This is a genomic window from Streptomyces sp. NPDC006372, assembly GCF_040612515.1.
Classification (GTDB): Bacteria; Actinomycetota; Actinomycetes; order Streptomycetales; family Streptomycetaceae; genus Streptomyces.
Map to the genome: position 1 here is coordinate 142,470 of NZ_JBEXQJ010000008.1, position 12,168 is coordinate 154,637.

At 70.9% G+C, this 12,168-nt stretch carries 9 protein-coding genes; 7 read left to right on the top strand and 2 right to left on the bottom strand.

Annotated features, from left to right (window positions below):
- Window positions 1-162: 162 nt before the first annotated feature.
- Window positions 163-1,299 (bottom strand): CoA transferase, encoded by a 1,137-nt coding sequence (locus ABZ016_RS15965; RefSeq protein WP_356917308.1) that lies wholly within the window; start codon window positions 1,297-1,299, stop codon window positions 163-165.
- Between the two features lie 148 nt (window positions 1,300-1,447).
- Between ABZ016_RS15965 and ABZ016_RS15970 the strand changes: the two genes are divergently transcribed.
- The 3 genes from ABZ016_RS15970 to ABZ016_RS15980 all read left to right on the top strand — a co-directional run bounded on the left by ABZ016_RS15970 (window position 1,448) and on the right by ABZ016_RS15980 (window position 5,664).
- Window positions 1,448-2,551, top strand: coding sequence for a GDSL-type esterase/lipase family protein (locus ABZ016_RS15970; RefSeq protein WP_356917206.1), 1,104 nt, complete (start codon window positions 1,448-1,450; stop codon window positions 2,549-2,551).
- 135 nt (window positions 2,552-2,686) lie between these two features.
- Window positions 2,687-4,318: a cellulase family glycosylhydrolase gene (locus ABZ016_RS15975; RefSeq protein ID WP_356917207.1), complete on the top strand. Its 1,632-nt coding sequence runs from the start codon at window positions 2,687-2,689 to the stop codon at window positions 4,316-4,318.
- A 218-nt stretch (window positions 4,319-4,536) separates the two neighbouring features.
- The gene (locus ABZ016_RS15980) at window positions 4,537-5,664 is read left to right on the top strand and encodes an acyltransferase family protein (RefSeq protein WP_356917208.1); all 1,128 of its coding nucleotides are present in this window, start codon (window positions 4,537-4,539) and stop codon (window positions 5,662-5,664) included.
- A 10-nt stretch (window positions 5,665-5,674) separates the two neighbouring features.
- Here ABZ016_RS15980 and ABZ016_RS15985 read toward each other — a convergent pair whose 3' ends face one another.
- A complete protein-coding gene (locus ABZ016_RS15985) occupies window positions 5,675-7,795 on the bottom strand; it encodes an alpha-galactosidase (RefSeq protein WP_356917309.1) in 2,121 nt (706 codons plus the stop codon).
- Between the two features lie 132 nt (window positions 7,796-7,927).
- On the opposite strand from ABZ016_RS15985, the gene ABZ016_RS15990 reads away from it, so the two are divergent.
- The 4 genes from ABZ016_RS15990 (at window position 7,928) to ABZ016_RS16005 (ending at window position 12,122) form a co-directional block, all read left to right on the top strand.
- Entirely contained in the window at window positions 7,928-8,959 is a 1,032-nt protein-coding gene (locus ABZ016_RS15990) for a LacI family DNA-binding transcriptional regulator (RefSeq protein WP_356917209.1), read from the top strand.
- A gap of 84 nt (window positions 8,960-9,043) precedes the next feature.
- Window positions 9,044-10,375, top strand: coding sequence for an ABC transporter substrate-binding protein (locus ABZ016_RS15995; protein WP_356917210.1), 1,332 nt, complete (start codon window positions 9,044-9,046; stop codon window positions 10,373-10,375).
- 2 nt (window positions 10,376-10,377) lie between these two features.
- Window positions 10,378-11,301, top strand: coding sequence for a sugar ABC transporter permease (locus ABZ016_RS16000; RefSeq protein ID WP_356917211.1), 924 nt, complete (start codon window positions 10,378-10,380; stop codon window positions 11,299-11,301).
- Complete coding sequence (locus ABZ016_RS16005; RefSeq protein WP_356917212.1) at window positions 11,298-12,122, top strand: carbohydrate ABC transporter permease; 825 nt, start codon at window positions 11,298-11,300, stop codon at window positions 12,120-12,122. Before ABZ016_RS16000 ends, ABZ016_RS16005 begins: the two co-directional genes overlap by 4 nt.
- Window positions 12,123-12,168: the final 46 nt, after the last annotated feature.

Sequence of the window (12,168 nt, forward strand, 5' to 3'; positions counted from 1 at the left end):
CTGCCCCCCTTCGTACCTGCTGGTTCCCGTAAGGCAGTTGCCACGGCTCCCCCTCACCTCGGCGTGTCCGGTGAAGGGAAGTTAAAACGTTTTCACTACCCGGTCAACACTTCTGACACAGCCCGGACTTCGGGGGAGAGGTCGTCTTCCCGGGTGGGAGCCCTACTCGGGTTCGCCGAAAACCTCTGCGGTGTGCTCCCCGAGAGCAGGCGGCGGCAGGAGGTAGCCCGTCGGTGACTCGCTCAGCGCGAAAGGGCTCGCCACCTGCCGGGCCTCCGAACCGGGCACTGCGACGATGCCCGGAAGTCCCAGCCGGTCGGCGAACGCGAAGGCTTCGTCGAGGGAGTTGACGGGCCCGGCCGGCACTCCCGCGGCCAGCAGGGCGGCGGACCAGTGGTCGGCCCCCGCCGTGCGCAGTCGTTCGCCGAGCGCCTCCCGCAACTCCGCACGGTGGGCCACCCGTTCCGGATTCGTACGGAACCGGACGTCGTCCGCGAGTTCCGGGCGATCAAGGACCCTGGTCAGCGCGACGAACTGGGCGTCGTTGCCGACCGCGAGGGCGAGCGGCCGGTCGGCCGTGGGGAAGGTCTCGTACGGTGCGATGCTCGGGTGGGCGTTGCCCATCCGCCGGGGTACGACTCCCGCGACGGCGTAGGCCGAGGACTGGTTCACCATCGCCGAGAGCAACGAGCTGAGCAGGTTCACCTCGACGCGCTGCCCCCGGCCGGTGGTGTCCCGGTGCCGCAGGGCCGCCATGATCCCGAGTGCCGCGTGCAGCCCCGTGATCACGTCGACCAGGGCCACACCCGCCTTCATCGGTTCACCAGCCGGCTCCCCGGTGACACTCATGAGTCCGCCGACCGCCTGGACGAGGAGGTCGTAGCCGGGGATCGCCGCCCCGTCACCGGTGCCGAAACCGCTGATCGAGCAGTAGACCAGCCCAGGGTGACGGGCCTTCAGGTCCTCGTATCCGAGACCGAGCCGTTCCATGGTTCCGGGCCGGAAGTTCTCCAGCAGCACATCCGACTCGGCGACGAGGGCGCGGGCCCGCTCCCGGTCGGCCTCGGCCGACAGGTCCAGGGCGACGGACCGCTTGTTGCGGTTGACGCCCAGGAAGTAGGTGGAGGTCCCGTGCTCGTCGGCCGGCGGACGCCACTGCCGGGTCTCGTCGCCCGCCCCCGGGCGCTCGACCTTCACCACGTCGGCGCCGAGATCGGCGAGCAGCATGGTCGCGTACGGTCCGGCGAGGACCCGGGAGAAGTCCGCGATGCGCAGCCCGTGCAGGGCGCCACGCTCCATGTCCACGCCTGCCTCCAGGTGATCGTCGCTGCGCGTCGTTACGGGCCCCGGGCATCACCCTCTCATCACCACCCCTCTTGACGCGTCAATGACAACGGTGGCTTGATGTGGTGGGAGCGCTCCCACCTCACCAGGGAAGGGACCCACCATGCACAGAACCCGCCGCCCGTCCCCGCACTTACGGATCGTCCCGCTACTCGGCCTGCTGGCCGCCCTGCTCCTCCCCCTCGGTGTCACCCTCGCGCCCCGGGCCGCGGCCGCTCCGGCGGCGAACCCCGTGCGCATCATGCCGCTCGGCGACTCGATCACCGGCTCGCCGGGCTGCTGGCGTGCGGTGCTGTGGAACCGGCTGGTGAACAGCGGCTACACGGACATCGACTTCGTCGGCACCCTTCCGCCGCAGGGCTGCGGGCAGGCGCACGACGGCGACAACGAGGGGCACGGCGGTGAGCTGGTGACCAACGTGGCCGACCAGAACCTGCTGCCGGGACGGCTCGCCGCCACCCGTCCGGACATCGTTGTCATGCACTTCGGCACGAACGACGTGTGGAGCGGCATCGCCCCCGACCGCATCCTCGCCGCGTACACCAGACTGGTGACGCAGATGAGGGCGTCCGATCCGGACATGCGGATCCTCGTCGCACAGCTCATCCCCATGAATCCGAGCAGTTGCGCGGCCTGTGCCCAGCGCGTCGTCGAGTTCAACGCGCGGATTCCCGACTGGGCCCGGGCGACCGGCACGGAACGCTCCCCGGTCACGGTGGTCGACCAGTGGACGGGCTTCAGCACCGCCACCGACACCTACGACGGTGTGCACCCCAACGCCTCCGGCGACGACAAGATCGCCGCCCGCTGGTACCCGGCCCTGGCGGCAGCCCTCGACGCGGGCGTCCCGCAGGACCCGGGCGACCCGGGTGACCCGGGGGAACCCGCCGCCTGCACGGCGCGCTTCCGGGCCGTCTCCGGCTGGCAGGGCGGCTACCAGGGTGAGGTGACGGTGACGAACACGTCCGCATCCGCCGCCTCGGGCTGGACCGCGACCGTCGTACCGGCGCACGGCGCCCGCCTCACCCAACTCTGGAACGGCACCCTCACCGTGGCCGCCGACGGCACGGCCACCGTCACGAACGCGGCGTGGAACGGCGCGCTCGCGCCCGGCGCGAGCGCCACGTTCGGCTTCGTCGCCACCACCCCGGCAACGGCGGGCACGCCGGCGGCGACCGTCACGTGCACGGCGACGGCCGCCGGCTGACCTCCGGCACCGCGGACCAGGACCGACCGGCGACTGCTCGCCACCCCTACCGACCGGCGCTGCCCACCACCCCTCCCAAGGACGGACGCACTTCACCGCACAGGCCCCACCCCGACCCCCACCTCTGGAGCCGCCATGAGACCCCGCACCGCCCCCGCCCCACGCCTGGCCACCGTGGCCGTCGCCCTCCTCGGCCTCCTGCTCTCCTTGCTCTCCCTCGGCACACCGGCACACGCGGCGGCCACCGGCCTCCGTATCGAGAACGGCCGGCTGCTGGAAGCCTCCGGGAACGACTTCGTGATGCGCGGCGTCAACCACGCCCACACCTGGTACCCGGGCGAGACCCAGTCACTGGCCGACATCAAGGCACTGGGCGCCAACACGGTCCGCGTCGTCCTCTCCGACGGCCACCGCTGGACCAAGAACAGCGCGCAGGACGTGGCGGGCGTCATCGCCCAGTGCAAGGCCAACCGGCTCATCTGTGTGCTGGAGGTGCACGACACCACCGGCTACGGCGAGGAGGCCGCCGCCGGGACCCTCGACCACGCGGCCGACTACTGGATCGGCCTGAAAGAGGTGCTCGCCGGCCAGGAGGACTACGTCGTCATCAACATCGGCAACGAGCCCTGGGGCAACACGAATCCCGCGGGCTGGACCGATCCCACCATCGCCGCCGTCAAGAAACTGCGCAACGCCGGATTCACGCACACGATCATGGTGGACGCGCCCAACTGGGGCCAGGACTGGCAGGGTGTCATGCGCGCCAACGCCCGGTCCGTCTACGACGCCGACTCCACCGGCAACCTGATCTTCTCGATCCACATGTACAGCGTCTACGACACCGCCCAGGAGATCACCGACTACCTGAACGCCTTCGTCAACGCGAAACTGCCCATCCTCATCGGCGAGTTCGGAGGCCCGGCCGACCAGTACGGCGACCCGGACGAGGACACCATGATGGCCGTCGCCCAGCAGCTGAAACTCGGCTGGCTGGCCTGGTCCTGGAGCGGCAACACGGACCCGGTGCTCGACCTGGCGATCGACTTCGACCGCTCCCGGCTCAGCTCCTGGGGGGAGCGCGTCTTCCACGGCGCCAACGGCATCGCCGCCACCTCGAAGGAAGCCACCGTCTACTCCCCGGGCGGCGCGGACACCACTCCCCCGACGGCTCCCGGCGCACCGAGCGCCTCCGGGGTGACCTCCTCCTCCGTCAACCTGAAGTGGGCGGCCTCGACCGATGCGACCGGCGTGACCGGTTACGACGTGGTGCGGGTCAACGGCGGCACCGAGACGGCCGTGACATCCACGACCACCACGACCGCCACCCTGACCGGCCTGTCCCCCGCCACCTCCTACACGTTCGCGGTCTACGCCCGTGATGCCGCCGGCAACCGCTCGCCCCGCTCGGCGACGGTGACGGTCACGACGTCCTCCGGCGGTTCGACATCCACCTGCGGGGTCGGTTACCGGGTGACGAGCAGCTGGCCCGGTGGCTTCCAGGGCGAGATCGTCCTCCGCAACACCGGCACGTCCGCGATCAACGGCTGGACGCTGCGCTGGACCTTCCCCGACAGCCAGCGCATCACCAATCTCTGGGGCGGCACGGCCACGCAGAGCGGCTCCGAGGTGAGCGTCACGTCCGCCCCGTACACCGCGAACATCCCGGCGGCGGGCTCGGTCACCCTCGGCTTCACGGCCGGCCGGGCGGCCACGAACCCCAGCCCGACGGCCTTCACCCTCAACGGCACGGCCTGCTCGGTGAGCTGACCGCGCCCCGTGCGACCGTACCGCCGGGCTCTGCGCCTTCCGGGCCCGGCGGCACCGTCGCCTTCGGTGTGATCCGCGCTACACCCACCTGGAAAGCGGTTTACACCACTCCGCAGTGGTCAGGCGGCGGGGATGTCGCACCGGCACCCCCTGGCCGTATCTCCGGCGAGACGCGTACGCACCCGCCCCGGTTCCCCCCACTTCGCGCGGGAGTTCCGATGAGCGAGGACACCCTGCGCATGCGCGCGGTGGCGACGGGCGGGGCCGAGGGCAAGGAATCGCCCGCGACGGCCGCCACGCCGAAACCGGCCGGGCAGCGTGACGCCTTCTTCGACAACGCCAAATACCTGGCGATCGTGCTGGTGGCCATGGGGCACTCCTGGGAGCCGTTGCGGGACGGCAGCCGGGCGGCCGGTGCGCTCTACATGGTCGTGTACGCCTTCCACATGCCGGCGTTCATCATCATCTCCGGCTACTTCTCGCGCTCCTTCGACGCGAGCCCGGGACGCATCAGGCGTCTGGTCACCGGGCTGGCCGTGCCGTACGTCGTCTTCGAGACGGCGTACACCCTCTTCACCCGGTGGACCGACCAGGAGCCGGACCGGCCGGTCAGTCTGCTGGACCCGCTGTACCTGACCTGGTTCCTGGCGGCGCTGTTCGTCTGGCGGCTGACCACGCCGATCTGGCAGCGCGTGCGGTGGCCGCTGCCGCTGGCCCTGGCCGTCGCGATGCTGGCGACGCTCTCGCCGTCCATCGGCAACGACCTCGACCTGCAACGCGCCCTGCAGTTCCTGCCGTACTTCGTGTTCGGTCTGCTGCTGCGGCCGGAACACTTCCAGCTGGTGCGCCGGCGCGCGGCACGGATCCTGGCCGTGCCGGTCTTCGCCGGTGCGCTCGTGGTGGCCTACTGGGCGGTGCCGCGAATGTCCGGCGCCTGGTTCTACCACCGCGACAGCGCCGAGGAACTCGCGGCGCCCGCCTGGTACGGGCCCGTGATGACCCTGGTGACCTTCGGCTGTTCGCTGGTGCTGGTGGCCTGCTTCCTGGCCTGGGTGCCGGGCCGCCGGACCTGGTTCACCGCGTTGGGCGCGGGCACGCTGTACGGCTATCTGCTGCACGGCTTCGTCGCCCAGGGCTCCAAGTTCTGGGGCTGGTACGAGCCGGCGTGGGTCCACCGGCCGCTGGGCGAGATCCTGGTGACGGTGTGCGCCGCGGTGCTGGTGACGGCGCTGTGCACGCCGCCGGTGCGGCGGCTGTTCCGCCCGGTGATGGAGCCGGAGATGGCGTGGGCGTTCCGCCGGGACGCGCACGATCAGGCGCGGCAGCGCGGCGCCGTACGCGCCTGACGACAAGCGCCTACCCGTCGTCCCGTGTGAGCCGGATCAGCAGGACGCCGGGGGTGCGCGGCACGGTCACCGTCAGCCCGTCCCCGTCCCACACCGCCCGGCCGGCATCCGCCGACGACGGGTGCAGAACGTCCGCGCGGATGGTCCGGCCCGCCAGGTGCCGGACGGGAACACGGTGTTCGGCGGGGCCGCCGCGGCGCCAGACCGAGAGGTACGCCGTACGGTCACCGGGGACCCGCAGGCCCAGCGCCAGCCACTCGTCGCTCCAGCCGGGCAGGCCGAGCGGCCAGAACGGCAGGGCCCGCGCGAGGTCCGCGCGGATCGACTTGTAGACCGCCACCGCGTCCCGTACGAGGGCCAGCTGGTGTTCCGGCATGTGGTTCAGATGGCCGGAGAGGTGGATGCGGCCGAGCAGCGCCCCGCCGAGGGTCGTGGTGATCAGGTCGTCGTCGAACTCCGGCTGGGGGTAGGCCCAGACGGCGCCCTGCTCGGGCGGGACCGCGGTCGGCGCGGCGGCGGCGATGGGCGGGTAGCGCAGCGGGTCCTGCTGGTCGCTGGTGGACTGGAGCTGGGCGACGGCCAGGGTGGCGCCGTCCATGCGCATGCCGCCCGAGGCACAGTTCTCGACGACCAGGCCGGGGTGGCGGTCCAGGACGCCGGACAGCCAGTCCAGATAAGCGTGGGCATGGCCGAGGAGCCCCGCTCCGGGTGCCAGGTCGCCGGGGGCCCGGGTACCCGGATCGACCACGATGTTGTAGTCCAGCTTGAGGTAGCCCACGCCCCAGTCGCCGACGATCCGGTCGACCGTCTTGTCGAGGTGGGCGCGGGCGGCCGGGTGCCGCAGGTCGAGCTGGTGACGGCCTTGTTCGGTCAGGCGTATGCCGTCGCGCTGGAAGAACGCCTCGGCTGGCAGCTCGGCCGCGACGGGGCTGCGTACCCCGACGACCTCCGGCTCCAGCCACAGTCCGGGCACCATCCCCCGCTCCCGGATGCGGTCCAGGACGGCCTGGATGCCGCCGTCGGGGAACCGGCGCGGCGAGGGCTGCCATGCGCCGACGCTGTCCCACCAGCCCCGGGTGTCGTCGTCGTACCAGCCCGAGTCGATGCAGAAGTACTCCGCGCCCGCGTCGGCGGCGGCGTCGATCAGCGGCAGCAGTTTCGCCGTGGTGGGGTCACCCATGAGGGTGTTCATGTAGTCGTTGAAGACGACGGGGAGGGCGGTGTGGTCCGGATGCGGACGGCGGATCGCCCGGCGGTAGGAGGTCAGGGCGCCCATCGCCTCGTCGAGGCCGGAGCCGAGTGCCAGGGCCCCGGGCACGGTGGTGAACTCCTCGCCCGGTTCGAGGCGGATCCGCCACTGGTGTTCCGCGTCCGAGGGGCCGTTCAGCGCGAGGTACGTGCCGTGGGCGCGTTCACCGAGGTCCCAGCGCCAGCCGGCCGGGGACTCGATCTGCCAGACCCAGGCCCGGTCACCGTCCCGCTCGGTCAGCGCGCCCATGGCGAGATGCCCGTCGGTGGGCCAGCTGCCGCGGCCGGTGAGGGCGAGCGCGGCGCGGCTGTCGTGCTCGTGGACGGCCACGTGGATGTCGGCGACGGCGGCACGCAGTGGCTCGGTGTACCAGCGGCATTCGGCGAGCCAGTCGTTGCGGGCCCGGTGGACGTCGAGGGTGTCCGGGGCGGGCAGGCCCCCGAGCAGGAGGCTGCTGACGGACTGGACGACCAGGGGGCCGGGGCCGTCGTTGCGGAGCCGGACGCGGGAGCGGAGGACGGGCAGTCCGGTGGGTGAGGTCAGTTCGGCGAACGCGGTCAGCCCGGTGGCCGGGTCGTGGAGTTCGACGGTGAGCCGTTCCCAGCCGTCGCGTCCGCCCGTGCGGTGAGACCGGTAGGCGAGCCGGGTACCGAAGGCGGTGCCGGTGAAGCGCGGGCCGGACCAGCCGCTGCCGTGGCCGAGCGCGGTGAGTTCCACGAGTGGGAGGGCGGACTCTGGGCCGGCGTGGCCGTCGGCGGGCCGCTCGTCGCCGGGGTGGGCCAGCCGGGTCAGCCGCAGGGTCCCGTCGGCTGCGACCGTGAATCCGGCCCGCAGGGCTTCGTGCCCCCAAGTGAACTGGTCCTGCCGCTGGTTGGAGGCCATGTGCGCCGCTTCCGCCGTGCCGGTCAAGGTGCTCCCCCTCCTGGCCCCGCCCCGTCCCCGGGAACGCGGGTCCGCGTGAATCCCTCGTTACGGTCTCTTGACGACCCAAGTGTGACCGGTCACAATCCTCGCATGAATGTGACCGGTCACACAAGGCGCCCGGCGAGCATCAGGGACGTCGCCGGCGCCGCGGGCGTCTCGTACCAGACGGTCTCGCGGGTGATCAACGGCCATCCCAGCGTTCGGCCGTCCACCCGGGAGCGGGTGCTCGCCGCCATCGACGAGCTGGGCTTCCGCCGCAACGCGACCGCCCTCGCCCTGGCCAGCGGACGCAACCGTGCCGTGACCGTGCTGACCGCGAACACCACCCACTACGGCTACGCCTCGATCCTCCAGGGCATCGAGGAGTCCGCCCGGGCCGCGTCGTACTCGGTCGGGATCGGGGTGCTGGAATCCGCTGAGGACCCGGCCGTCAGCGCCGAGGTGCAGCGCGCGGCTGACGCGGGCGGCGGCATCATCGTGATCGCCTACGATCCGGCCGGTGTCCGGGCGCTCGGAGCGGTGCCCGCCGGACTGCCGGTCGTGGGTGTGGTGGAGACACCGGCGAGCCCGCCCGGCGGCGACCGCCCGTGGGTGTGGGCCGACGACCGCGAGGCCGCCTACCAGGCGACCCGCCACCTGCTCTCCCTGGGCCACGAGACCGTGCACTACGTCGCCATCCCGTCGAGCACCCGGCGCACCAGCGCCCGCACCAGCGGCTGGCGGCAGGCGCTGAAGGAGGCCGGCGCCCGCGAGCCCCGCCCCGTGCAGGGCAGTTGGGGGCCGGCGGGCGGTCACGCGGCCGGGCTGAAGCTCGCGAAGGACCCGTCCGCCACGGCGATCCTCTGCGGCAACGACGATCTCGCCCTCGGTGTGCTGCGCGCCCTGCACGAGACCGGCCGCTCGGTGCCGGGCGAGGTCAGCGTGGCCGGCTTCGACGACGCCCCCCACTCCGCCTTCCTCACGCCGTCCCTGACGACCGTGCGCCTGGACTTCACCGGCCTCGGACGGGCCGCGTTCGCCCTGCTGCACGGCGCACTGGAGGAGTCCGCTCCGGTCGCCCCGCATCCCGTGTCCGTTCCGGAACTGGTGGTGCGGGAGAGCTCGGGGCCACCGCCCGCCTGAACCGTCCCTCCCAAGAGTCCTGTCGAGCCCAGCAGTTGTGAGTCCCGCTTCCCGAACCGAACCGCCTGCTCCGAAAGGCACGAGATGAAGAGAAGAGCTCTCCCCGCCCTGGCGCTGATATGTGCCGCCGGACTGGCGGCCACCGCGTGCAGCGACCCGACCGCCGGGGACTCCGGTTCGGGCGGTTCGGACGCCAAGCGGACGGCGGTCGACCCGACCGCCCGGCTGGACGGCGTGAAGCTGACCATGTGGACCGCGCAGAACACGGTCAACGCGCCCAAGCAGGTCATCGACGCCTTCGAGAAGGCCACCGGCGCCGAGGTCGACACCCAGGCGATCCCGGACCTCTACGAGCAGAACGTGCCGACCAAGCTCGCCTCCGGCGACCGCCCGGACCTGATGTTCTGGCAGCCGTCCGTCTCCACCCTGCCGTTCGTCCAGCCGAAGCAGAACCTGCTCACCCTGGACGGGGAACCGTGGGAGGCCAAGCTCGGCGACACCGAGCGGACCCTCGGCGTCATCGACGGCAAGCGCTACGCGGCCATCGTCACCAGCCCCGCCATGCTCGGCGTCTACTACAACAAGGACGTCTTCAAGAAGGCGGGACTGACCGAGAAGGACTTCCCCAAGTCCTACGACGAACTGCTCGCCCTCGGCCACAAGGTCGTCGACAAGACCGACGCGGCCGCCTTCTACGAGGCCGGCGGCGACAAGTGGCCCCTGCAGTGGCAGATGCAGATCCAGCTCACCGACCTCGACCGGCAGTGGTGGGCCGATCTGAACCGGAACAAGAAGAAGTGGACCGACCCGGTCGTCGTCGGCGCGATCAAGAAGTACAAGGACAAGCTGCTCGACGCCGGGCTGGCCCAGAAGAACTACCGCACGGGCACCTTCACCGGGCAGGCCGACGCGCTGTGGAAGGGCGAGGCCGGCATGGTCCTCAACGTCACCTCCTTCCAGAGCCAGTTGCAGGCCAAGTACTCCACCGCCGAGATCGACAAGAAGATCGGCTGGTTCCCCGTCGCCAACTCCTCGGCGACCGGCCTGTACTCGCCCGACCAGACCAACGGTGTGGTCGCCTTCAAGACCGGTGACGAGAAGCGGCAGAACGCGGCCCGGCAGTTCCTCGCCTTCTGGCTGGGACCGGACTACGCCGACTACATCAAGGCGATGAAGATCCCGTCCGTGCAGCCGTCCGTGCCCACCCCCGACGGGCTGCCCGAGACGTCCAAGGACCAGGTGGCGGCCCTGCCGAAGGCCATCGGCGTGTTCCAGGCCAAGGCGATCGTCGCCCCCGACACGCACCTCTACCTGGCCGACATGATCTTCGGCAAGAAGAGCCCGCAGCAGGTCGCGCAGGCGATCCAGGACCAGTTCGCCCAGGTGGCCAAGGCCCAGGGCGCACCCGGGTTCTGACCATGGCGGACACGGTCGTACGTACGCGTAAGCAGCCTGCTGCACAGGGCACACCGAAGGGCGTGGGACGGCTTCCGCGCGCCGCCGTGCACCACCCCTGGTGGTTCGCGCTGCCGGCGATCGTGGTCTTCGCGGCCTTCTTCCTGGTGCCGAACCTGCTCAACTTCTACTACCCGTTCACCGACTGGTCCTCGTACCACGCGGACATCGCCTTCACGGGCCTGGACAACTTCAAGACGATCGCCGAGGACGGCTCGCTGCTGCGCGCGATCCGCACGACGCTGGTGTACGCGCTGCTGGCGGCGCTCTTCCAGAACGGCTTCGGACTCGTGCTGGCGCTGCTGCTGGAGGACGACAGCCGCTTCAACCGGTTCTTCCGCGCGGTGTTCTTCCTGCCGGTGCTGATCTCGGCACTCGCGACCGGTTACGTCTTCCAGGCGCTGCTCGACCAGGACGGAGCCCTCAACTCCATCCTCGGTACGGACGTTCCGTGGCTGGGCTCGACGACCTGGACGCTGGTGATCGTCACCCTCATCCACGGCTGGAAGTGGATGGGCCTGGCCATGCTGATCTATCTGGCGGGGCTGAAGGGCATCCCGTCGGACATGCTCGAGGCCGCCCGGATGGACGGTGCGGGGCCCTGGCGGACGTTCTGGTCGGTGCGCTGGCCGATGCTGGCGCCGGCCGTCACCTTCAACGTCACCACGGCGCTGATCGGTTCGATGAACACCTTCGACATCGTGCAGGCCACGACCGGCGGCGGCCCCGCGGCCTCCACCGAGGTCTTCAACATCTACATGTTCCGGATCTTCGGCCAGGGCCTGTACGCCCAGGCCTCCGCGATGAGCCTCGTGCTGTTCCTGGTGGTGGTCGCGGTGGCGATCCCGCTGGTCGTGGGGCTCCGGCGAAGGGAGCAGACGCTGTGACCGCGGTGTGGCGGTACGGCCGCCCTTCGCTCGTCGTCCTGCTGGCGGCCCTGGCGGTCGGTGTGCCGCTCTGGCTGGTCGCCGTCACCTCGGCCAAGCCGCAGGCGGAGGCCATCAGGCCGAACCTGGACCTGCCCCGGCACTGGCAGCCCGCGACGAACTACGCGGACGCCGTCAGCGAGGGCGAGATGCTGCGCGGGTTCTTCAACTCGCTGCTCGTCGTGGTGCCTTCGGTGGTCCTGGTGCTGATCCTGGGCGCGGGTGCGGCCTGGGTCTTCGCGCGGCGGAAGTCGAAGCTGGTCTCGGCGGCGTACGCGCTGTGCATCAGCGGACTGCTGCTGCCGCCCGCGGTCATCACCATCGTGATGGAGCTGCGGCAGCTCGGCCTGGCGAACACCCGGCCCGGCATGATCGCGGTCTACACCGGGATGTACCTGTCGACGTCGATCTTCTTCATGACCGGCTTCATCCGTGCCATCCCCATGGAGCTGGAGGAGGCGGCCCGGATGGACGGGGCGACGCCGGCCCGGATCTTCTGGCGGATCGTCCTGCCACTGCTCCGGCCGGTGATCGCCACCGCGACGATCATGGTGATGCTCTACGCCTGGAGCGACGTCTTCTACGCGTTCTTCGTCCTCGGCGGCGGAGACCGGGCGACCCTGCCGCTCAACCTCTACCAGGTCGCCAGCGCCCAGCTCTACCTGAACAACTGGCATCTCGTCTTCGCGTACGTCGTGGTGATGAGCCTGCCCATGGTCGCCGTGTTCCTCGTCGGCCAGCGAAAGATCGTGTCCGGAATCACCAGTGGAGCCGTCAAGTGACTGGAGGTCCAGCAGCGTGATCACCCCCGCCCGCCCCAGATCCCGA